The organism is Kocuria sp. SL71 (assembly GCF_026672465.1).
Lineage (GTDB): Bacteria > Actinomycetota > Actinomycetes > Actinomycetales > Micrococcaceae > Kocuria > Kocuria palustris.
In genome coordinates this window covers 1,416,764-1,440,050 of record NZ_JAPPRE010000001.1, presented here as the reverse complement: position 1 = coordinate 1,440,050, position 23,287 = coordinate 1,416,764, and the positions used below count along the sequence as shown (strand labels likewise).

14 protein-coding genes, 3 pseudogenes and 1 other annotated feature are annotated in these 23,287 nt (G+C 61.4%); of the genes and pseudogenes, 10 read left to right on the top strand and 7 right to left on the bottom strand.

Features of this window, described 5'->3' with window-relative positions:
* Positions 1-4 precede the first annotated feature (4 nt).
* The 5 genes from OVA15_RS06430 (at position 5) to OVA15_RS06415 (ending at position 10,259) form a co-directional block, all read left to right on the top strand.
* Positions 5-1,393, top strand: a complete 1,389-nt coding sequence (locus OVA15_RS06430; protein ID WP_268143823.1) for a condensation domain-containing protein — start codon at positions 5-7, stop codon at positions 1,391-1,393.
* The gene (locus tag OVA15_RS06425) at positions 1,365-4,307 is read left to right on the top strand and encodes a non-ribosomal peptide synthetase (protein WP_268143821.1); all 2,943 of its coding nucleotides are present in this window, start codon (positions 1,365-1,367) and stop codon (positions 4,305-4,307) included. The genes OVA15_RS06430 and OVA15_RS06425 overlap by 29 nt, the downstream gene beginning before the upstream one ends.
* A gap of 71 nt (positions 4,308-4,378) precedes the next feature.
* Complete coding sequence (locus OVA15_RS06420; RefSeq protein WP_268143819.1) at positions 4,379-9,160, top strand: non-ribosomal peptide synthetase; 4,782 nt, start codon at positions 4,379-4,381, stop codon at positions 9,158-9,160.
* 56 nt (positions 9,161-9,216) lie between these two features.
* Positions 9,217-9,387: an MbtH family NRPS accessory protein gene (locus OVA15_RS13420; RefSeq protein ID WP_442786729.1), complete on the top strand. Its 171-nt coding sequence runs from the start codon at positions 9,217-9,219 to the stop codon at positions 9,385-9,387.
* Between the two features lie 149 nt (positions 9,388-9,536).
* A complete protein-coding gene (locus OVA15_RS06415) occupies positions 9,537-10,259 on the top strand; it encodes a GAP family protein (RefSeq protein ID WP_268143817.1) in 723 nt (240 codons plus the stop codon).
* A gap of 1,007 nt (positions 10,260-11,266) precedes the next feature.
* Here OVA15_RS06415 and OVA15_RS06410 read toward each other — a convergent pair.
* Together OVA15_RS06410 and OVA15_RS06405 are read right to left on the bottom strand one after the other, a co-directional pair.
* Positions 11,267-12,243: pseudogene (locus OVA15_RS06410) on the bottom strand (integrase core domain-containing protein).
* Between the two features lie 129 nt (positions 12,244-12,372).
* Positions 12,373-12,531: pseudogene (locus OVA15_RS06405) on the bottom strand (integrase core domain-containing protein); the annotation flags it as partial.
* 49 nt (positions 12,532-12,580) lie between these two features.
* Between OVA15_RS06405 and OVA15_RS06400 the strand changes: the two are divergent.
* Positions 12,581-13,815, top strand: a protein-coding gene (locus OVA15_RS06400) for an IS3 family transposase (RefSeq protein WP_268143815.1) whose coding sequence is annotated in 2 segments (ribosomal slippage) — positions 12,581-12,863 and positions 12,863-13,815 — 1,236 coding nt in all. Because the reading frame shifts where the segments join, the coding sequence is not laid out codon by codon here.
* Positions 12,862-12,958: a sequence feature (AL1L pseudoknot), on the top strand. (Overlaps the previous gene by 97 nt.)
* A 14-nt stretch (positions 13,816-13,829) precedes the next feature.
* Here OVA15_RS06400 and OVA15_RS06395 read toward each other — a convergent pair.
* Together OVA15_RS06395 and OVA15_RS06390 are read right to left on the bottom strand one after the other, a co-directional pair.
* Positions 13,830-14,690 (bottom strand): annotated as a pseudogene (locus OVA15_RS06395) (IS481 family transposase); the annotation flags it as partial.
* Between the two features lie 669 nt (positions 14,691-15,359).
* Positions 15,360-16,067, bottom strand: a complete 708-nt coding sequence (locus OVA15_RS06390) for an FAD-binding protein (RefSeq protein WP_326493264.1) — start codon at positions 16,065-16,067, stop codon at positions 15,360-15,362.
* A 480-nt stretch (positions 16,068-16,547) separates the two neighbouring features.
* On the opposite strand from OVA15_RS06390, the gene OVA15_RS06385 reads away from it, so the two are divergent.
* Positions 16,548-18,527 (top strand): heavy metal translocating P-type ATPase, encoded by a 1,980-nt coding sequence (locus tag OVA15_RS06385; protein ID WP_442786728.1) that lies wholly within the window; start codon positions 16,548-16,550, stop codon positions 18,525-18,527.
* Between the two features lie 70 nt (positions 18,528-18,597).
* Positions 18,598-19,233 (top strand): YdhK family protein, encoded by a 636-nt coding sequence (locus OVA15_RS06380; protein WP_268143811.1) that lies wholly within the window; start codon positions 18,598-18,600, stop codon positions 19,231-19,233.
* A 91-nt stretch (positions 19,234-19,324) separates the two neighbouring features.
* On the opposite strand, the gene OVA15_RS06375 is transcribed toward OVA15_RS06380, so the two are convergent.
* A complete protein-coding gene (locus OVA15_RS06375) occupies positions 19,325-21,196 on the bottom strand; it encodes an FAD-dependent monooxygenase (protein ID WP_268143809.1) in 1,872 nt (623 codons plus the stop codon).
* A gap of 233 nt (positions 21,197-21,429) precedes the next feature.
* On the opposite strand from OVA15_RS06375, the gene OVA15_RS06370 reads away from it, so the two are divergent.
* Positions 21,430-21,654: a hypothetical protein gene (locus tag OVA15_RS06370; RefSeq protein WP_024290124.1), complete on the top strand. Its 225-nt coding sequence runs from the start codon at positions 21,430-21,432 to the stop codon at positions 21,652-21,654.
* Between the two features lie 93 nt (positions 21,655-21,747).
* Positions 21,748-21,897: a hypothetical protein gene (locus OVA15_RS06365; RefSeq protein ID WP_206391014.1), complete on the top strand. Its 150-nt coding sequence runs from the start codon at positions 21,748-21,750 to the stop codon at positions 21,895-21,897.
* Positions 21,898-21,983: 86 nt separating this feature from the next.
* On the opposite strand, the gene OVA15_RS06360 is transcribed toward OVA15_RS06365, so the two are convergent.
* On the bottom strand, positions 21,984-22,484 hold the full coding sequence (locus OVA15_RS06360) for a helix-turn-helix domain-containing protein (protein WP_268143806.1): 501 nt from the start codon (positions 22,482-22,484) through the stop codon (positions 21,984-21,986).
* Positions 22,478-23,176, bottom strand: coding sequence for a hypothetical protein (locus OVA15_RS06355; protein WP_268143804.1), 699 nt, complete (start codon positions 23,174-23,176; stop codon positions 22,478-22,480). The genes OVA15_RS06360 and OVA15_RS06355 overlap by 7 nt, the downstream gene beginning before the upstream one ends.
* Between the last annotated feature and the right edge of the window lie 111 nt (positions 23,177-23,287).

Here is a 23,287-nt window from a genome sequence, read left to right as displayed (position 1 = left end):
TCAGGTGAAGATTCGTGGCTATCGGATCGAGATCGGTGAGATCGAGTCGACCCTGCGTAGATGCCATGGCGTGGGACAAGCAGCCGTGGTGGTCCGTGAGGATCAGCCTGCTGTACGGCAGCTGGTTGGGTATGTGGTGCCGGACACGGGTGGGACATCCTTGGATGTGAGCGCGATTCGGGATCAGCTGGCGGGATGGTTGCCTGACTATATGGTGCCGTCGGTTGTCATGGAAGTCGGTGTGCTGCCGTTGACAACGAATGGGAAGCTGGATGCTGAGGCGTTGCCGAAGCCCGGGGATGTCCCGCGTGCGGATATGGTCGTTGCCGAGAACGACGCTGAACAGCAGATCATGGATCTCTTCGCGGAAGTTCTTGGTATTGGTGAGGTCAGTGCGACTGATTCGTTCTTCGCGTTGGGTGGGGATTCGATCACGGCCATCCAACTCGTAAACCGAGCGAGGTCAAAAGGTGTGGCTCTGAAGGCGAATGAGGTTTTCGCTCATCCGAACCCCAGAGACCTCGCGCGCGATGCGAAGTCAATCGATCTGTGCGAGTCGAATAATGAAGATATTGAGTTTATCTCAGTATCCGAGAAGCATCATATCCAATCTGATTTTAATAAGCCTTCTGATATATTGCCATTGACGCCGCTTCAGCAGGGTCTGCTTTTTCATTCATTGCTGGGGCAAGATGAAGAGCGAGCCCCCTATGTTTCGCAACTGGTGCTTGAACTAGGGGGAGGGCTCGATATCGAGAGGATTGAACGCGCATACTCTCGGCTTATCGAACGGCATGAGGCCTTGAGGGTGCGTTTTTCACATCGGGAGTCGGGGGAACCTATTCAGGTAGTGCTTTCTTCCGATGCTCCGGTATTTATCGCACATGACGAATCTGAGAGAAATGACATTTGGTCGCAGGTTCGTGAACGCGAAGGGGTTGCGTTCGACCTGGAGAACTCTCCCCTGATCGAATGCCACGTTTATCCGATTATGGGGGGTGGTAGCTTCCTGGTTCTTCGGATGCACCATCTGATCCTTGATGGGTGGTCTATGCCCCTCCTCCTGGATGACCTGCTTTCCTTGTACAGTGGTGACTCGCGCCCGGTTTCGAGTGAAGTCCGGTTGCGGGATTTCTACGAATGGCTTGCGAGGTCTGGTTCCGAGAACTCAGTCTCAACCTGGACGGGAGTGCTAGGCGATACTGTCGAGCCTACGTTGGTGGCACCAGAGGCCGGCCCTGATCGTCCACATTTGCACGTCTCTCAGTCATTCGACCTGGGTTCTGCTCTTACCCGAGAGGTAGAACGTCTGGCGCGTGACTTGAGCACTACGGTCAACAGCGTCTTGGAGTCTTCCTGGGGGGATGGTTCTCGGAGGACTAACCGCATCTGACAATGTCTGTTTCGGTGAGCCGGTTTCGGGCCGCGGTGGTTCGTTTGATGGTGTGGAAGATCTGCTGGGCATGTTTATTAACACTGTGCCTGTTCGGGTCGGACTGGCACCGGATCGGTCCTTCGCCGATGTTGTGAAGGGGGTCACGCGGGACAGAGTGGCTACGCTCGATGATCAGCATGTCCCTCTTCACGAGTTGAACCACTCGTTGGGCGTGGAAACGTTGTTTGATTCATTGTTCGTCTTCGAGAACGCACCCATGATGAACGTTATCTCGCAGGGACCCAGTGAATTTTCAATCGGACGATATGAGTTGCGAGATTTCGACTCGTATCCTCTGTCGGTGAAGGTGGTTCCGGGGGATTCGCTGAATGTTTCGATCGACTATCGAACCGACTGCTTTGGTGATAGTTATATTCGCAGTGCTTTCCGGGCCTGGGAATCGATTCTTCGTCAGGTGGTCGCTGACCCGGATGTTGCTGTGGGACGCGTGTCAGTGTCGAGTGCTGAGAGCGTGGCTTCGGTTCTAGAGCTGGGGGCTGGGGAAGCGCCGGAGGAGGCTCCGTGTTTGGTGCATGAGTTGTTTGAGCGAGCGGCTCGGTCGGGTCCGGAGAGTCCGGCTGTGGTTTGGGACTCTGGCTCGATGTCGTACGAGGAGCTGGACCGTGCCTCGAATCGACTGGCTCGGCGCTTGATGCGGGCTGGTGTTGATGTGGGTTCCACGGTGGGGCTGATGTTATCGCGTGGGCCCGGGATGGTGGTTTCGGTTCTGGCCTCTCTGAAGGCAGGGGCCAGGTACCTGCCGATTGATCCGGAACTTCCCGCGGAGCGGATCGATTTCATGCTGAATGACTCGACTCCGGGTGTTCTGTTGACTAACCCTGAGTGTTCGGCGGATGTGGGGGCCTCTTCGGGGACAGTGCGATTGGTGCTCGATGAAGTCATGTCGGCCGAAGAGTATGCAGGGGTTGATGACTCGCCCATCGTTTCTGAGGAACTCTCACGGGCTCTTGAAGTTGAGGATGCGGCCTACACGATCTATACATCGGGTTCGACGGGGCGACCGAAGGGTGTGGTCGTTACCCACAGAGGGATGGCGGCTCTTTTCTCCCATGAGTCGGCTAGTCTCGAAATAGACCAGCGATCAAGGGTTGCACAGTTCGCGGCACTCAGCTTCGACATATCTGTCGAGGAATTGTTTCTGGCACTGCTTTCAGGAGCAACGCTTTTGGTTCCACCGCCAGGAAAAGCGGGAATCGATTTCGTTATCGATGACTTTATCGTTCAGCATCACATCACTGCCGTGTCAACGACTCCCGGTCTACTCCAGTCGATGAGGCAAGAAGATTGGGAGAGTGTAGATACAATTATCGTTGGTGGTGAGGCTTGTTCTCCTGAGTTGGTTGCGAAGTGGGCCCCTGGACGACAGTTAGTGAACACATATGGGCCGACCGAGGCCACGGTGTGCGTGTCGATGACGGGTTCTTTGGCTGGTTGGGAGGGCGTTGTTCCGATCGGTAGGCCGTTGCCCGGGTCTAGGCTGTACGTTCTGGACTCGGCGATGCGGCCGTGCCCATTAGGTACTACTGGCGAGCTATTCATCGCTGGCGAAGGGCTGGCGCGCGGGTACCTGGGCCGAGCGGACTTGACGGCTCAGAAGTTTGTGGCGGATCCCTTCGCGGCAGACGGCTCCCGGATGTATCGCTCGGGGGATTTGGCGCATTGGGGAGCCGATGGCCAGATCTACTTCGACGGACGAGCCGATGATCAGGTGAAGATTCGTGGCTATCGGATCGAGATCGGTGAGATCGAGTCGACCCTGCGTAGATGCCATGGCGTGGGACAAGCAGCCGTGGTGGTCCGTGAGGATCAGCCTGCTGTACGGCAGCTGGTTGGGTATGTGGTGCCGGACACGGGTGGGACATCCTTGGATGTGAGCGCGATTCGGGATCAGCTGGCGGGATGGTTGCCTGACTATATGGTGCCGTCGGTTGTCATGGAAGTCGGTGTGCTGCCGTTGACAACGAATGGGAAGCTGGATGCTGAGGCGTTGCCGAAGCCCGGGGATGTCCCGCGTGCGGATATGGTCGCTGCTGAGAACGACGCTGAACAGCAGATCATGGATCTCTTCGCGGAAGTTCTTGGTATTGGTGAGGTCAGTGCGACTGATTCGTTCTTCGCGTTGGGTGGGGATTCGATCACGGCCATCCAACTCGTAAACCGAGCGAGATCAAAAGGTGTGGCTCTGAAGGCGAATGAGGTTTTCGCTCATCCGAAGCCCCGAGACCTTGCCAGATCTCGTCGCGACACCGTGGAAGAAGCACAGTATTCTCAGTCGCAGCGAGGTTCAACGCGTCCCTTGCTCGCGCATCTGGACACGCTTCCCTCCATGCGGTGGGCCGCGAAGTACGGTCCTTTGGATTCACCAACCTTCAATGGCTTTCATCAAGCGCTGACGTTGAAAATCCAGAAGGCATCCGTGGATCAAGTGGTCAGAGCAATCGAAAGGATTGCCGAACGGCATGAATCCCTTCGAATTATTGCTGATGGAGGGCGACAAGGAAGCGTTATTCGCATTAGATCAATGGAGGAGTTCAGTACAAAGAGCTACGTAAGCGCAGTGAAAAAGGTGCATGATCCCATTGAAAGAGACCGTTATCTACAGGAGCGGGGGAATGTTGCGGTCGAGAATCTTTCTGCTACGAACGGGGATACGGTCCATGCGGTGCTTGAGGTTGACGTAGATGAATCCGTTGAACGTATTATCTTAATCGTGCACCATTTCGCCACTGACGCTGTATCGTGGTCAACTCTCGTGCAAGACCTGGACATATTTCTGGATCAGACGGATAAGGTCCCCGATAACGTTCCAGTCACTATCAAGCAGTGGGTCACGCACCTCACGTGTGGATGACCTGAACGACTTGTAGTACCTGGCAGAAGCTATTTGCCGCATCAGATACAAGGAAAGGAAACTAGATATCGATGAGCATCGAGCATTCAACTGATGATAAAAACACTTTTGAAAAGGTGTCTCCCGACCTCGATGTAATGGATTATTCGGGCATCTTTCATTCCGATGTTAAAGAAGATCTGGCACATTTCATTCTTGGCCCAGGGGCACGGGACTACGGAGTCACACCAACAGAAATAATGGCTAGTGCCCTTGTTCTTGGAATCGCCCGATGCCCTGATGTACTTCCATCGAGTGGACGCCCAACTCGTATTCTAGTGGATATGGAATCAATGGGGCGACCAGTTAGCGAGATTGAGTCATTAGATTTATCTCAGACTGTTGGGTGGTTGACCAATATTCTTCAATTAGAGTTCGAATTACCTGAAATCGTGTCAGATGAATTAAATAATCTGACCCTCCTTGAGTATGTGACAGACTGTTTGAATGTTTTGAACAAATGGCGAACAAACCATTCCATGATTCCCAATACTGCTCAGGGTAATTCTCAGCCGGTAGAAATATCCGATGTGTCTTTCAACTACTTCGGATTCTCCGAAGACGCCCTCAGGTCACCGGGGGGAGGGGTATTCTTAGAATCTCTTGGCGGTCCACTTGGAGACATCCGCTCTCCGAATGTTCCGCTGTTCAGTGGATTGAATATTGATATTCTAGCAAAGGGTAACGTGAGTGCTCCAAAGCTGAATGTGGTCTGGCGCTACAGTCAAAGACTGTACTCACGAGAAGCGGCATCCAGGATATCTGACGCTTGGATAGGCGCCCTGGAGGACATGCGCGATCTGGCTGCCCACCGCTACGTCAATTTCTCAGATTCCTTGGCCCGTAGCATGGACCTATCTATCGGAGAAGTTGAGGAGTATGAGTCGGCCTTTAACGCTGGCGGGTCGGATGACGCTCTTGTGATGGATGTATTGCCATTGACGCCGCTTCAGCAGGGTCTGCTTTTTCATTCATTGCTGGGGCAAGATGAAGAGCGAGCCCCCTATGTTTCGCAACTGGTGCTTGAACTAGGGGGAGGGCTCGATATCGAGAGGATTGAACGCGCATACTCTCGGCTTATCGAACGGCATGAGGCCTTGAGGGTGCGTTTTTCACATCGGGAGTCGGGGGAACCTATTCAGGTAGTGCTTTCTTCCGATGCTCCGGTATTTATCGCACATGACGAATCTGAGAGAAATGACATTTGGTCGCAGGTTCGTGAACGCGAAGGGGTTGCGTTCGACCTGGAGAACTCTGTCCTTATCGAATGCCACGTTTATCCGATTATGTGGGGTGGTAGCTTCCTGGTTCTTCGGATGCACCATCTGATCCTTGATGGGTGGTCTATGCCCCTCCTCCTGGATGACCTGCTTTCCTTGTACAGTGGTGACTCGCGCCCGGTTTCGAGTGAAGTCCGGTTGCGGGATTTCTACGAATGGCTTGCGAGGTCTGGTTCCGAGAACTCAGTCTCAACCTGGACGGGAGTGCTAGGCGATACTGTCGAGCCTACGTTGGTGGCACCAGAGGCCGGCCCTGATCGTCCACATTTGCACGTCTCTCAGTCATTCGACCTGGGTTCTGCTCTTACCCGAGAGGTAGAACGTCTGGCGCGTGACTTGAGCACTACGGTCAACAGCGTCTTGGAGTCTTCCTGGGGGATGGTTCTCGGAGGACTAACCGCATCTGACAATGTCTGTTTCGGTGAGCCGGTTTCGGGCCGCGGTGGTTCGTTTGATGGTGTGGAAGATCTGCTGGGCATGTTTATTAACACTGTGCCTGTTCGGGTCGGACTGGCACCGGATCGGTCCTTCGCCGATGTTGTGAAGGGGGTCACGCGGGACAGAGTGGCTACGCTCGATGATCAGCATGTCCCTCTTCACGAGTTGAACCACTCGTTGGGCGTGGAAACGTTGTTTGATTCATTGTTCGTCTTCGAGAACGCACCGTATCTCAAGGGCTCTCATGTGCTTGATTCTGAGATCCAATTTGTGAATATGTACGGGGAGGAGAGCACCAACTATCCTCTGTCGGTGAAGGTGGTTCCGGGGGATTCGCTGAATGTTTCGATCGACTATCGAACCGACTGCTTTGGTGATAGTTATATTCGCAGTGCTTTCCGGGCCTGGGAATCGATTCTTCGTCAGGTGGTCGCTAACCCGGATGTTGCTGTGGGACGCGTGTCAGTGTCGAGTGCTGAGAACGTGGCTTCGGTTCTAGAGCTGGGGGCTGGGGAAGCGCCGGAGGAGGCTCCGTGTTTGGTGCATGAGTTGTTTGAGCGAGCGGCTCGGTCGGGTCCGGAGAGTCCGGCTGTGGTTTGGGACTCTGGCTCGATGTCGTACGAGGAGCTGGACCGTGCCTCGAATCGACTGGCTCGGCGCTTGATGCGGGCTGGTGTTGATGTGGGTTCCACGGTGGGGCTGATGTTATCGCGTGGGCCCGGGATGGTGGTTTCGGTTCTGGCCTCTCTGAAGGCAGGGGCCAGGTACCTGCCGATTGATCCGGAACTTCCCGCGGAGCGGATCGATTTCATGCTGAATGACTCGACTCCGGGTGTTCTGTTGACTAACCCTGAGTGTTCGGCGGATGTGGGGGCCTCTTCGGGGACAGTGCGATTGGTGCTCGATGAAGTCATGTCGGCCGAAGAGTATGCAGGGGTTGATGACTCGCCCATCGTTTCTGAGGAACTCTCACGGGCTCTTGAAGTTGAGGATGCGGCCTACACGATCTATACATCGGGTTCGACGGGGCGACCGAAGGGTGTGGTCGTTACCCACAGAGGGGCGGCGGCTCTAGCAGGGGCGCAGAGACGCGATCTGCAAGTCAAGTCTGATAGCCGTGTGCTGCAGTTCGCGTCTCCAAGTTTCGACGCTGCGTTCTTCGAAACACTGTGTGCATGGTCCGCGGGCGCAGCCTTGGTCGTGCTGTCTAAGCCGGAACTGACACCAGGTGACGTTCTGGGAAATAGCATTCACAAGCACAAGGTGACGCACGCGGTGCTAACTCCGACGGTGTTGAGTGTGTGTGAAGGGGAAGACTTAGCAGGAGTCAAGAGCCTTCTGTCTGCCGCAGAGGCTTGTTCTCTTGAGTTGGTTGCGAAGTGGGCCCCCGGACGACTTATGCTCAATGGCTATGGGCCGACCGAGGCCACGGTGTGCGTGTCGATGACGGGTTCTTTGGCTGGTTGGGAGGGCGTTGTTCCGATCGGTAGGCCGTTGCCCGGGTCTAGGCTGTACGTTCTGGACTCGGCGATGCGGCCGTGCCCATTAGGTACTACTGGCGAGCTATTCATCGCTGGCGAAGGGCTGGCGCGCGGGTACCTGGGCCGAGCGGACTTGACGGCTCAGAAGTTTGTGGCGGATCCCTTCGCGGCAGACGGCTCCCGGATGTATCGCTCGGGGGATTTGGCGCATTGGGGAGCCGATGGCCAGATCTACTTCGACGGACGAGCCGATGATCAGGTGAAGATTCGTGGCTATCGGATCGAGATCGGTGAGATCGAGTCGACCCTGCGTAGATGCCATGGCGTGGGACAAGCAGCCGTGGTGGTCCGTGAGGATCAGCCTGCTGTACGGCAGCTGGTTGGGTATGTGGTGCCGGACACGGGTGGGACATCCTTGGATGTGAGCGCGATTCGGGATCAGCTGGCGGGATGGTTGCCTGACTATATGGTGCCGTCGGTTGTCATGGAAGTCGGTGTGCTGCCGTTGACAACGAATGGGAAGCTGGATGCTGAGGCGTTGCCGAAGCCCGGGGATGTCCCGCGTGCGGATATGGTCGCTGCCGAGAACGACGCTGAACAGCAGATCATGGATCTCTTCGCGGAAGTTCTTGGTATTGGTGAGGTCAGTGCGACTGATTCGTTCTTCGCGTTGGGTGGGGATTCGATCACGGCCATCCAACTCGTAAACCGAGCCCAACGAATGAATAATAACGACCTCCTGCTAAACCATGTTCTCCACGGGCGCAGTCCTCGTGGGATATGGGAACGAATGATGGCCGCCGACTCAAACGAGGCGATAGGGTCAGATTCTCTGACCACCATCACGATGTTCAGGTCAGGGGCAACAGGAGTTCCTCTTGTGTGTATTCATCCATCGTCAGGGAATACGGTCAGCTATACAAACTTGGCCAATTCCTTACGTGAAGATATTCCCATCATCTTTATAGATGCACCTGAGACAATGGCCCGTGGCGAGAGCTGGTCAGTATCGAGTTTGGTGCAGCTCTACAAGAGGGAACTGTTGAAGATGATCAGCGCCCAAGGGATGATGTTGTTGGGCTGGTCCAGTGGTGGGGTATTGGCGACTGAACTCGGCGCAGAGATGGAGGGTGCAGGTCTACCTGTTCATCGAGCTTTCCTGCTCGATTCATACAGGTCTAGGTTCCTCGGATACTCTGGTCAGCAGATCGATGATGAAGATGTGTGTCGACTGCTTTGGGAAGAGCGTGGTCAGTTGTGGAGTGATGTTCCAGAGACCGCTCGACGAGACGCGGAAGCGTTTCTAGTCTGGGCGTCGAATACTGACGCAACGATTGGAGCTTCAGATATTTCTGACATCACGTATTTCAAAAATAACTACAATGAAACGATTAAGATAATGAGAATGCATGAGGAGCGTTCAGTAGATTTCCCAATTACGTTCTTCAGAGCAGCTCGCGACACAGATGTCGATGTGGATCAATCATATGAGTGGAGCCAGGTGTCGCGAGGGGAGGTCGAGGAAGTAGAGATTGACGCGAATCATAATGATATGCTGTCGCCATGGAGCGTGCGCCAGTTAGTGCCAGAAATTGAACAGAGACTGATCTGGTAGATGCAGCATCTCCAGAGAAATGTGCGGTTTAGAATTTCAGAATCGAAGAGAGTGGGATGACGATGAGAAACACTTCGGAAGAGTATGTGGTGCTGGCCAATAGTCGAAACGAGTACTGCCTTTGGGCTGCTTTCATGGATGTGCCGAGCGGCTGGGAAGTCCAGTATGGGCCTGATGTCAGTGATAATTGCCTTGAATATGTTCGAAACAATTGGTCAATAAACTGACAGTGCGTGGGACACCGCGGCTCGGATCTCATGTTGAGTAGCACTCCTTTGTGTAAAAAATTCCGCCGCGCCCGCCTGTGGAGTAGATTCGTCCGCGTGAAAGTAAGTTCTCTATTCGCGCATTAGATTGGAGCTGGATAAGGAATCTCATGTTAATTATCGCGATCATAGGCCTAGCGCTGTTGGACTCAGCGGCGTTTGGCACGCTACTTATTCCAGTCTGGCTTATAATGGCGCCCGGGAAGTTCAAGTTCGGACGGATTGTCATATACCTTCTCGTGCTGACGCTGGCATACTTCTTAATTGGGCTTGCGCTAGTAATGGGGGCGGATGCACTATTCGAGCGATATCAGGCGCTTTTTGAATCTGCTGGGTTTTATTTAATCGTGACTGTCGCTGGTGCCGCTCTGGCGATAACTGGTGCCATTCTGTCCTATAGGGGTCGCGGGAAGGCAAGAGGGGATGCAGAGGACAATGGGCCAGGAAGAATGTTTAAGATTCGAAGCCAGATTATGCAGAGTGAGGATTCCGGCCTGAAGTCGGCTTCAGTTCTGGTATCTATCGCGCTTACCGCTGTTGCCCTAGAGGTGGCGACAATGCTGCCGTATCTTGGGGCAATAGGTCTGATGGTTGCTAATGACCTGAGCGTGTATGAATCTGGTGTCCTGTTGGCGGTATACTGTGGTGTTATGGTTCTTCCTGCGCTGCTTCTAGCCTTGGGGAAGGTAATTTCTCCTGTTCGTATTGGCGGCCCACTTGCAACGATGGACGCCTGGCTCTCTCGACAAGCCAAGTCGTCGAGTGTTGGATTGGTGCTAGTTTTTGGCGCAATTCTATTGGCTGTAGGAATATACCAATTGGTTAAATTGTGAGTATATCATTCAGGGGTGAACGGGATATTTTATCGGCTAACAAGTGGCGTTTCGGTATGGGGAGGGGTCTATGGTGTGGTGCACATAGGCGATCACGTATCGTTGTAGGCTTCATGGATGCTCCGTTGATGCTTGCAGGGATGGAATTGCCACTAATGAATAGTTCTTTGGGTGACACTGGAAGGTTGAGTTGGGAATCCTATTTGGCGCGCCTAATTTGTGTTTGCATGATTAGTTCCTCATCTGAAGTCTCGCCAGAGAATGTAAGGATTCGTCAACGCTGTGCGGAGTGCTCCAGAACCGATCACGGACGCCCGTATGCGGTAATCTTATCTCATTCTGTTCGGGCGCCGTCTGTGTCGTGGTCTCATAGTCATGGTGTGGTGGCGGTGGCGATTTCATACGAAGGAAATGTATCTATTGACGTAGAATCCGATATAGGGTCACGAAGGTCGGATTTGACCGAGGCTTTGTCTGCGCATCTGCCCGCCAGTGCGAAATCGATTCCTGATCGTTTGCTTTATGATCTCGTCCGATTATGGACGCTTCGAGAGTGTCTGGTCAAGCTAGGGTTGATAAGCTTGACGGAAGCAGTTTCGAATTCTTATTCAGAAGAACGGCTATTGTCTTATTTCCCCGACGTCGATAGTCATACCTGGGCCTCGATTAATGATTCGATTGTAACATTTTGTTTCACTTCACAGTCATAACTGGTAGTAGAGCGCGTGGGCAAATAGGGCAACGATTTAGTTTCGACGCGCTTCGTCGGATTCGTTCGTAGCTTTATAAATCATAACCAGACTTTCGGGGATGTGGTGGCGGCGGTCGCATTCGTGGTCTAAATGGTTCCCCGTTGTAAATTCTGTATGCGCCAGTTGTGGTTTAGCGAATCTTGTTTTGAAGACAGGTTTGTTGCTATTGAGCGGGTTCCCATGTTCTGAGTCAAGTTGCTAGATGTAGGAGCGTGTGACGTTCCTGACAGGAACCGGTGTCCGTGAGGCCGGAGGCTAATCACCGCGTGACGTATACGGGCGATGGTAGTTGTAGTGATTCACCCACACCTGCACGGCTTCCTTCCGAGTCTGCTGGGAGGCATAAGCCCTGGCGTAGAGCACCGCATCGACTATCAGTCGGTTGTAGCGCTCGACCTTGCCGTTATGCCCCGGCGTATAGGCTCGGATCCGCTGATGTCGACCGGTCAGGGTCTGCACGGTGCTGGAGAAGTCGGTTGCGGGGTAGTTTTTCCCGTTGTCCGTGACGACGCGGTCGAACTCGGTGATGAAGTGAGCGGCGGTGAACACCCTGGCCCGGGAGAGGAACCCGATCGTGGCCTGGGCCGTCTCGTCGGGCCGGGCCACGGTGTAGGCCAGGCGGGTGTGCGCGTTGTTCGCCGAGTGCAGATAGGTGTAGCCGGCCCGGCCCTGGCGCTGGGAGGCCCGTGTGGGTGCGGTGCCGCGTCCGTGGGCCCACCAGCCACCTCCGTCTGGGATGAGTCCGAGCTTTTTCACATCCAGGTGCACCATCTGCCCAGGACGCGACGGGACGAGACGGGACGGGACGGGGCAGGACGGGCAGATGCGCTGCCGGGGCTGGCGCAGCTGCTCACCGGTTGTGGTGGGGTCTCTGAGCCGGGAGGTCCCGAGTCGGTGCAGCCACCTTCCTACTTTGCGGAGATGCAGGTCATGGCCTTCGGGGCGAAAGCGGTGATGGATGCGCCCGGCTGACCACGTCCGTTCCCGGCGCAGCTCCTCAGTTTGGGCGATGAACTGGCAATTGAGCTGGCCGGGGGCTGTGTGCGGGCGGCTGGAGCGGTCCTTCACCCCCGGGGCGCTTTCGGCGGGTTAGCAGGCCACCCACGTCGTGACGGCCGGGCGGTAGGCGCGGAACTCGGCGGCCACATGGGCGATGGGGTGCCGTTGTGAAGTTGGCGGGTGACGGTCCGCAGGCGGCTAGTCGGGGTCAGTAGTGCATTAACGTGGAGCAGGAGCGGGGTCCCACGCATCGGATCATTGTTGAGGTACTTCCATCCTTCAGGCAAGGGGCCCGCTGGCCTCATATCAGCACGCGGCTGGTGGCGAGATCCTCATGCCCTACAACACCTAGGAGACATGACCTAGCTGTAGGAGGGCATGACGTTGTTGACACGAGCCGGCGTGCGTGAGGCCGGGGGCTGATCACCACAGGACGTATGCGGGCGATGGTAGTTGTAGTGATTCACCCACACCTTCACGGCCTGCCGACGGGCCTGCTCAGAGTCATAGGCCCTCGCGTAGTGAAGCGCCCTGGGTTTGGTTCCGAGCTTCCTGAAGGAGAATCGGATCATGCCCAAGAAGTTCACCCCCGAGTTCCGCGAACGCGCCGTGCGGATGGTCTTCGACCGCCAAGCCACCGAGGGCGGACCACGCGCGGCCTCCATCCGAGTCGTGGCCGAGTCGCTGGGCTGTGGCCCCGAGACCCTGCGCGCCTGGTGCAACCAAGCCATCACAGCAAGCAAGGCGACACCGGCACCCGCCACTGACGAGAGCCTGGGCGAAGAGAACCGCAGGCTGCGTCGAGAACTCGCCGAAGCCCGCCGCGCCAATGAGATCCTGAAAAAGGCCTCGGCTTTTTTCGCAGCGGAACTCGACCGCCCCACGACGAGATGATCCGGTTCATCGACAAGAACCGCGACGATTTCGGGGTCGAGGCCATCTGCCGCGTGATGCGCGAAACAGAATGTGGGTTCATCACCTCTCGTGCCTACCGGGCTGCGAAAACACGGCCGGCCTCAGCTCGTGCTCTGCGTGATCAATCATTGATCCCGGAAATACAGCGCGTCCATGCGCAGAACTACAGCGTCTACGGGGCGCGGAAGATGTGGCATGCGATGCGCCGAGCAGGCTGGGACCTGGGCCGCGATCAGGTCGCTCGTTTGATGCGTAGCGCCGGGTTGCACGGGGTCCGCCGGGGCCGCAAGCCCAACACCACCCGTCCAGCCCAGGCAGATGATCATCGCCCGGACCTGGTCCAGCGCGACTTCACGGCCGCGGCTCCGCATGAGCTCTGGGTCGCCGACATCACTTATGTGCGTCTCGTGTCGGGATTCTGCTATGTCGCATTCATCACGGATGTCTGCACCCGCAAGATCGTCGGCTGGTCGGTCGCTTCAACGCTGCACACAGATCGCCTGCCGCTTCTGGCTCTGGAACAGGCATTATTGACGACTGGTGCCCGTCGGGATTCTTCTGGCTTGACGCATCACTCGGATCGAGGGTCTCAATATGTGTCGCTGGCCTACTCGGATGCGCTGATTGCTGCAGGTGTGACTGCTTCGGTCGGTACGGTCGGGGATTCTTACGACAATGCCCTGGCAGAAACGGTCAATGGTCTCTATAAGACCGAGATCATCTACTCCAAGCGCGTCTGGCCCTCGGCTACTGCGGTGGAGATCGCGACGTTGGACTGGGTCCATTGGTGGAACACGGCTCGGCTCCACGAACGACTGGGGTACCGGACCCCGGTCGAGGTCGAGGCTGCTTACACTGAGGCCGAGGTGACCGCGCCCGCGGTGCCCTGACCTCGGAACGAAACCCAGGGCGCTTCATAGAGGACCTCATCGACCATCAGCCGGTTATAGCGCTCGATCTTGCCGTTATGCCGAGGCGTGTACGGGCGGATCCGCTGATGCCGGCCCGCCAGCGACTGCACCGTACGGATGAAGTCGGCGGCGCGATAGTTGTTCCCGTTGTCCGTGACCACCCGCTCCAGGTCGGTGATCCCGTGAGCGGCGAAGAACACCCGCGCCCGGGAGAAGAACCCGATTGTGGTCGCAGCACGCTCGTCAGCTAGGGCCTCGGTGTAGGCCAGGCGCGTGTGCCCATCGATGGCCGAGTGCAGGTACGTGTAGCCGACTCGCCCCTGGCGCTTGGAGGCCAGAGCCGCTTGGCTGCCACGGCCATGGGCCCACCAGCCGCCGCCATCGGGGATGCGCCCGAGCTTCTTCACATCCAGGTGCACCATCTGCCCCGGCCGCCTCGTGCGAATGCGCTGTGGCGCCCGGCGCAGCTGTTCACCGGTCGGGGTGAGATCCCGCAGTCGGGAGATCCCGAGTCGGTGCAGCCACCTGCCTACGGTGCGCAGATGCAGGTCATGGCCTTCGGCGCGCAGGTGGTGATGGATCCGTCGGGCTGACCACTTCCGTTCCCTGCGCAGGTCCTCGATCAGCCCGATGAGCAGCGGATCGAGCTGACCGGTGGTCGTGTGCGGTCGGCTGGTGCGGTCCTTCAGCCCCGGGGCGCCCTCAGCGCGGTAACGGGCCACCCAGGTCGTCACAGTCGGGCGGGAGACGCGGAACTCCGCGGCCACGTGGGCGATGGGGATGCCGCCATGGAGGTGGCGTTCGATCATGCGCAGGCGGCCGGTCGGGGTCAGTGGTGCATTAGCGTGGGGCATGAGCGGGCTCTGTCTTCCGTGGATGGGTTGTGTAGGAACTTCCATCCTGTGGCTAAGGGGCCCGCTCGCCTCATCTGAGCACGCCGCTGGTGACAAGAACCTCATGCCCCACAACACCTAGCGGGGTGGTGGAGTGGAGTGCCGCCGAAGATGCCACAGCAAGGCGAGAAGCATGATTCGTGGCCCGATGCGTGTGACCTGGAGCGAGTAATCGAAGGGTTACTGGTTCGAGTCCAGTCGGGGGAGCAGCAAGAACGAGGCCCACCAGGCATGATGCCCGGTGGGGCTTTCGTCATCTCTCATCGAGTGGCCCCGCTATGTGCGCTTCAGCGATCTCCGTCGTCGAGCGGCCCCGTGGTGTGCTTTGCCGCCCCCTAGGCCACACCAAGAGGCTTCTCGATCTGGGGCCCCACACCACGGGGCCGCTCGATGGAGGTGGGGCTCGCAGGCTCCTTCTCGAGCGGCCGATTCCGGCCCGCTCAGCGATCCACCGGCCGAATCGCCACCGTTCACGAGCCTGAAGCGGTGGCGATTCGGCCGGCGGATGGCAGAGAGGTGTGGAATCGGCCTCTGCGTCCTTGGAGTAGGGGTTGGTCATCTCGTTGTCCCGAGCCCGGATGATGCTCTCGACCGCGCTGCGGCCCAGGAGGTCGTCTCCGATGAGGGCGTTCATCCCATCGACGAGCTCGGGCAGGGTGTCCGCGATGACGAAGTCGTCGCCGTGATCCATGAATTCCTGCACCGGCCCGGGGCGGGCAGCTGGCGCCCGCGCGCATCGAGCCAGACCGACGACGGACCGGGGAAGATCCGGATCGCGTGATCGGGCCAGACGGGGTCCCAGTTCTGCAGGCCCTCCGTGCAGTGCCACATCTGATCCCGGTTCATGAGCCGGACGCCCTGATCGGTCGCGATGTCCAGCATGCGTCCGTTCACGTACTCCGGGACGCCGGCGATCATCTTCTGCGGCGGCGTGCCCAGGCGCGAGGGCCACCACTTGCGCACCTGTTCGTGATTGCCGCCGATGCCGCCGGTGGCGATGACGACGGCCTGGGCGCGCAGCTCGAAGCTGCCGACGGGACTGCGGCTGGACGGCGCACCGCGGCGGGCGGCCTCCGGCTCAAGCGCGGTCCCGAGCACGCCGGTGACCTGGTCGCCGTCGAACAGGAGGCCGTCGATCTGATGCCGGAAGGCGAAGCGCACCAGAACTGATTCGGCAACCGCCCGAGCCTTGGCGACGAACGGGTCGGAGATGCCTGTGCCGGTGCCCCAAGTACGTGGAACCTCGGCACGGAGCTGCCGTGGGCGCGTGCGGTGAGGTCGCCTCGCTCGGCCCAGCCCACGAGCGAGGTGAACTTCACGCCCTGCTCCTGCAGCCACGGGAGCTTGTCATCGGTGCGAACTCGACGTAGGCACGGCCACTGCCGGGCCCATTCGTCCTCGGGGTGCTCGCCCTCCAGGCGGTCCCAGCCCTCGGAGCCCTGCCAGTCCTGCCAGGCGAGCTCGAAGGAGTCGCGGACTCCCAGGCGGCGCTGCAAGGGGAGTCCACCAGGAACATGCCGCCGAAGGACCAGTGCGCCTGGCCGCCGAGGTTGGCCTCGTTCTCCTGCTCGTCGACAGGCGGCCGACGGGGCGGCTCGGCGGAGCCGATGCCGCTGGGGGCGGATGGCGCCGATCAATTGGAACCTATACCCCATGGGGGTATGCTTATAGGGAGGAGGAATCATGGAAGCGACGCACTCACAGCATCAGCAGCACGGTCATCCGGCCGCGCACGAGGAGCATGACCACCAAGACCATGGCGGCCATGAAGGCCACGGGGGCCATGGGGGTCATGGCGGCCATCACGACCATGTGGCCATGTTCCGCCGTCTGTTCTGGATCTCGGCGGTCCTGGCGATCCCCACGGTCCTGCTCAGCGGGGCCTTCGCGCATCTGGTGGGCTACGACCTGCCGGACAGCCCTGCCATCGCCTGGATCCCGGCGATCCTGGGCACCGTTCTCTACTTCTGGACCGGCCGCCCGTTCCTGACGGGCGCGGTCGACGAGATCACGCAGCGCAGCCCCGGCATGATGACCCTGATAGCCCTGGGCATCACCGTGGCCTTCCTGGCCTCGTGGGGAAGCCACCTGGGTCTTCTGGACCCGCAGCTCGAGTTCTGGTGGGAGCTGGCGCTGCTGGTGGTCATCATGCTGCTGGGCCACTGGGTCGAGATGGCTTCCCTGGCTCGCACGTCGAGCGCCTTCGACGAGCTGGCGGCGCTGCTGCCGGACGAGGCGGAGCTGCTGCAGGACGACGGCTCCACCCGCACCGTCGCGCCCTCGGAGCTCAGTGTGGGGGATCGGGTGGTCGTTCGCCCGGGTGGACGCATCCCGGCCGACGGCCGCGTCATCGACGGCCAGGCAGACGTCGAAGAGTCCATGGTCACCGGCGAGTCCACCCCGGTGTCCCGTGGTGAGGGTGAGCGGGTCGTGGCCGGGACCGTGGCCACCGACCGGCCCCTGACCCTCGAGGTCACCGAGATCGGCGAGGACACCGCTCTGGCCGGCATCCGTCGGCTGGTGGAGCAGGCGCAGTCGTCGTCCACCCGTGCTCAGCGCCTGGCCGACCGTGCCGCGGCGCTGCTGTTCTGGTTCGCCCTGGGAGCGGCGGTGATCACCGCGATCGTCTGGGCGATCGTGGGCACGCCGGACATGGCACTGACCCGCGTGGTCACGGTGCTGGTCATCGCCTGCCCGCACGCCCTGGGCCTGGCGATCCCGCTGGTCGTGTCCATCTCGACCGGTCGGGCCGCCCGTCAGGGCGTGCTGGTCACCGACCGCAGCGCGCTGGAGACCATGCGCGGGATCGACACCGTCGTCTTCGACAAGACCGGCACCCTGACCCGCGGCGAGCCGGCCCTGCTGGGCGTCCAGCTGGCCGACGATGCCCCCGAGGGCCTCGACGAGGACCGGCTGATCGCCCTGGCGGCTGCGGCGGAGGCTCGCAGCCAGCACCCGCTGGCCCGTGCCATCGACCGGGCTGCGCAGGATCGCGGTCTGGATATCCCGCAGGCCTCGGGGCACGACAGCTCCACGGCGATCGGCGTGTCCGCCGTCGTCGACGGCGCGCAGATCCGCGTGGGCGGGCCCGGGCTGCTCGAGCAGACCGGCGCACAGGCGCTGCCCTCCGAGCAGTGGGACCGCGACGGCCGCACCGTGCTCCACGTGCTCAGCGACGGCCGCACGATCGGCGCGCTCGCCCTGGCCGACGAGGTGCGGCCGGCGGCCCGCGAGGCGATCGAGGCCCTGCATGATCTCGGCATCGAGACCGCCATGCTCACCGGTGACGCCCAGAATGTGGCACATGCCGTGGGTCGAGAGCTCGGGATCGACCGCATCGAGGCCCAGGTGCGCCCGGAGGACAAGAACGAGCGCGTCAGCGATCTACAGTCGAAGGGCCGAAAGGTCGCCATGGTCGGCGATGGTGTGAACGACGCCCCCGCCCTGGCTCAGGCGGATGTTGGTCTGGCCATCGGCGCGGGCACAGACGTGGCGATGGCCTCGGCCGGGATCGTGCTGGCCTCGGACGATCCGCGCTCGGTGGTCTCCGTGGTGCGGCTGTCCAGGGCGTCCTATCGGAAGATGGTGCAGAACCTCTGGTGGGCCGCCGGGTACAACCTCATCTCGGTGCCGCTGGCCGCCGGCGTGCTCGCCCCGATCGGCTTCGTGATGCCGATGGCCGTGGGCGCGCTGCTGATGGGCGCCTCGACCGTGGTGGTCGCGCTCAACGCCCAGACCCTGCGCGGGCTGGACCTCTCGCCAGAGGCGTCCGTGCAGTGGGCCTCACGCCAGGGCTGACGCCCTCCCCACAGGGCCGCAAGGCCCGCCATCCAGCACGGCAACTGAAGAATCAGAGGAGATCGATCACATGAACAGCACCTTCAGGACCATCGGCGCGGCAGCTGCAGCCGCGGCAGGACTGCTGCTGCTGAGCGCGTGCGGCACCGGTGAAGAGGACCAGAGCGCCGGAGGCGGCCACGAGGGCCACTCGGCCGCTGCGTCGTCGACCTCGGAGTCCTCGGGCGCAGCCTCCGAGAACGCGCACGAGGGCCACTCCGAGGAGGGCGGGCACGCCCACAATCCTGACGGCGGGCCTGCGCCCGAGGGCATCCAGGAGGCGTCGGACCCGACCTTCGCCGTGGGGGACACGGTCCGGGTCACGGCCGATCACATGCCCGGCATGGAGGGCGCGGAGGCCACCGTCTCCGGGGCCTTCGACACGACCACCTATTCCGTGTCCTACACCCCGACCGATGGCGGCGAGTCCGTGGAGGACCACAAGTGGGTCGTGCACGAGGAGCTGCAGGACCCGGGGGAGGCACCGCTGGCCGACGGCACCGAGGTCGTGCTCCAGGCAGATCACATGGAGGGCATGGAGGGCGCCGAGGCCACCATCGACAGCTCCACCGACGAGACCGTCTACATGGTCGACATGACGATGGACGGCATGGAGATGACGAACCACAAGTGGGTCGTGGAGAGCGAGCTCGAGCCGGTGGAGTGATCCATCGGCGACAGCGTCCCGAGCATGTCGCGGACGAGCTGCGCCCCGGTCGCCAGGCGGCGGCCGGGGCGCAGGCCTGTTCGGTGAGGGGTCAGGCGGTCGGGACCACCATGTTCTGCGCGAAGAACTCGGCGATCTCGTCCGTCGCACTCAGCGGCAGGACATGGGCCACGTACATGTCCGGACGCTGGATCACCAGTGCGCCTGAGCGGTCCACCTGGCGCAGGTCGAAGATGTCGGCGTCCTGATCGGCGGCGAAGACCTCCTCGCGGTCGGTGAGCGCATATGGTCCCACCTTCGGCAGGAACAGCGACGGGACATCGGCCAGCTCGATCTGCGTGTACGGCTGCTGGTAGATGACCTTGGCGTCGAACACGCTGTTGAGATCGGCGCTGGCCGGCGTGAAGCGGCGCACGGGCGAGTCCTCGGAGCCCTCCAGCCATTCGGCCAGCTCCCGGACGGCCGAGCCGTCCTGGTCGGCGAACGCGTACAGGCGCCAGCGGCCGTCGGCCTCGAACAGGTGCCCCAGCTCTCGTGGGGACGTATCGGCCACTCGGCGCACGGGCGCGGAGTGGAATCGCTTGCCGATCGGGAATCCGGCGGCCAGATGCTGGTGGGTGTCCTGGCCGATGATCGAGGACGCCGGGTACTGCGTGGCGAAGCCGTTGGGGAACTCGGCGTTCTCGGCGTAGAAGCGCCCGATCTCCTCGGGGTCCTCGAGCTCCTCCGGGCGCTTGGACATCATGGACGACCATTCCTTGTCGAACGCGATGAGGTTCTCGGCGATCTGCTGCCGCTCGGCCGAGTACGTGGCCAGCAGCGAGGGATCGCTGCGGCCCTCGAGCACCTGACCCAGCTTCCAGGCCAGGTTCCAGCCGTCCTGCATGGAGACGTTCATGCCCTGACCCGCCTTGGCGCTGTGGGTGTGGCAGGCGTCGCCGGCGATGAACACCCGGGGGAGCTGGGCGCCGATCCGGTCCACGGGGACGTCGTCGAACTTCTTGGCGACCGTGTGGCGCACCTCGTAGACGCTGTACCAGGTCTCCTCCTTCACCTCGATCGAGTACGGGTGCAGGATCCGGTTGGCGCGCTCGGCGGCCTCCTCGACGGTCGTGGCGCGCAGCTGCTCACGGTTGCTGTCGTCGATGTCGCCCAGGGACACGTAGAAACGGAACAGGAAGCCGCCCTCGCGAGGGATCAGCAGGATCGAGCCGTCCTTGTCCGAGAGGATCCCGCACTTCTGGCGGATGTCCGGGAAGTCGGTCTCGGCCAGCACGTCCATCACCGCCCAGGCGTGAGCGGACGGGTCCTTCTCGACCTCGATGTCCGTGCAGTCGCGCACCCGGCTGCGGGCTCCGTCGTTGCCGATGACGTACTTGGCGCGCACCGTGCGCTCGCGGCCCTGGGGATCGCGCAGCAGCACCTTGACCGGATGCTCCTGGGACTCGTCCACCTCCAGCTCCAGGAACTCGTAGCCGTAGTCGGGCGTGATCCTGGCCGGGCCGCGCTCGGCGTACTCGGCGAAGTAGTCGATGACCCGTGCCTGGTTGACGATCAGGAACGGGAACTCGCTCACGCCCGAGGGCGGGTCCTCGGCTCGCACGCCGCGCATGATCCGGCTGGGATCCTCGGGATCGGGCCCCCAGAAGTGCACATCGACCAGCCGGTGCGCCTCGGCGTTGATGCGATCGAAGAAGCCGTAAGCCTGGAAGGTCTCGCTGCTTCGGGCCCAGAGTCCGTCGGCGCGGCCTACCTCCAGGCGGCCCGGGCGGGAGTCGATGATCCGCGTGCTGATGCCGGGGTAGCGCGAGAGCTGGGCGGCCTGGATGATCCCGGCGGGTCCCGCGCCCACGATGAGCACGTCCATGGTGTCCGGCAGGTCCGTCGGCCGATCGACTCCTGTGCCGGCCGGCTCCTTCACGAGCGGATCATGGGCGACGTATCCGTGATGGTGGTACTGCACAGTGCACCTCTGTCTTCCTCGCCGGGTGATGCTGCGGTCGTCGGACGGATCGGATCGATCTGCGGTCCTGACGACGCGGTAGGCATCGGGATATCTTGAACGTTACGTAGATCACACGCCGGGGTCCAATATCTGGAACTGAATGATCGGCAGCGGGGAGGGGCAGGGTCTGCTGACGGACGGTGTGATGAGCAGCGGCCGCTCCGGTCCTCCGGCTCAGCATCGGCTACGTCGTGGTGGCCTTCGTGGTGGCCGCGGGGATCGGACCGCTGATCGCCGCGGTGCCTCTCGCGCTGACCGCGGTGACTCTCGTGGGGGCGGTCTATCTGATCGTGCTGAGCATCGGAGTCCTGCGGGCCCCGCGCCCCGATGTGGGCTCGCTGGCCTCGTCGGTGCAACAGGGGCGGCGCTGGCCGCGCCGAACGGGCGATCGATCATCCGTCAGGGCGCCACGGTGAGCGCGCTGAACGCCAAGTCGCTCGTGTTCTTCGTGGCGTTCCTGCCGCTGTTCGTCTCCCCGTCGGCCGCCCCCCCCGCTGTGGGTCCAGCTGGTGGTGCTGGGCCTGACGTGGGCCGCGATGGCCGCGGTCTTCAACCTCGTCCTGGGCCTGGCCTCCCGCCGGCTGCTCACCGGTCAGCCGACGGCCGCCGGGATCATCAGCCGCATCACCGGCATCGCCATGGTGGTCATGGGGCTGTGACTGATCGGCGAGCGGATCTGGGCCCTGGTGGCCCACCAGGGCTGACCCGACGGGCCATCGCGGTCCCGAGCCGACGACCGAGCCGCTCAGGCTGTGGCGTCGTGCTCCCGGGCGCGCAGGGCGAGCTCCAGCTCGAAGCGCGACTGCGGATCATCGAGCTGATCGCCGAACAGCGCGCGCAGCTGATGCAGCCGATAGCCCACGGTCTGGCCGTGGACGCCCAGCTCCGCGGCCATGGGGGAGCGGTGCCCCTGGTGGCGCAGCCAGGACAGCAGCGTGGCGCGCAGTCGGCCCTGCGGGCCGTCCTTGAGGTGGCGCAGGGGCCCCAGCCGCTGCTGGGCGAGCTCGTCCACGAGCACCCGGTTGCTCGTGAGGATCAGCTGGGGGAGGTGGTCGGTGACCCAGCGGGCGGAGCGGTCCTGGGGCGCATCCGCGGCCAGCAGCCCGCGGGCGGTCTCGGCGAGGGCCAGGGACTCGCCGGCCGCGCTCCACGGCCTCCCGGGCCCGATCATGGCGTCGTGCCCGGCCAGCGCGGTCTCTAGCCCAGCCCGCTGCGCGGCGCCGAGCGGCTCGGGGGCGATCAGCACCGCTCCCTCGCGCGCGTCAGCAGAAGGCTGCGGTCATCGAGCCGGGTGCGCAGGCGGGCGTGGTGGTCGGTTTCCAGGACGGCGACGACGATCCGCTCCGGCAGTCTCCAGCCGGCCGCATGCGCGGCAGCGCGCACGGCGGCCTCGTCGGCGTCGCCGCGGATGAGCAGGGTGGCCGCCGCCTCTCGCAGCCGGTCCCGCTCCCCGGCGCGCTCGGAGCGCTCCATGGCGTAGCCCTCCGCACCGGCGGCGGAGAGCTCTTCGATGTAGGCGAAGACCGACTCGGCCAGCCCCACCAGCACGGCAGCGCCGTAGCCCGCGGCCATGGTGTGCTGGGACAGCGAGTGCAGGGTGGTGCGGGCCCCGGAGCGGTACGCCGCGAACAGCGCGTTCAGGGGCCGGCCCTGCTGGAACTCCCGGTGACCCAGCCCCAGATGGAGCCGGTGCTGCTCCTCCGTCAGGGCCTCGTGGTTGGTGCCGAGCACCTCTAGGAAGCGGGCGAGGGAGACCAGCACGCGCTGGCGGATCGGCTCTCGGGAGGCGCCTCGCAGCACCGCGGCGTAGTCGGGGACGTCGTGCTGGGCGGCTTCCAGGAGATCGTCGGCCACGGTCTCGAGGTGCGGCAGGAGCTCTGCCGAGAGCCCCTCCGGGAGCATGGCCCAGGGCTGCTGCCGGGTCTGCCACTTCCCCATGGGGGCTCCTCGTCGTCGAGCTCGTCGAATTCATCGCCGCACAACAGTTTACGGTGTCCGAACAGTATCCCTGATGACGAGAGCGGAAGGCCACGGCCGGAACAGACTGGT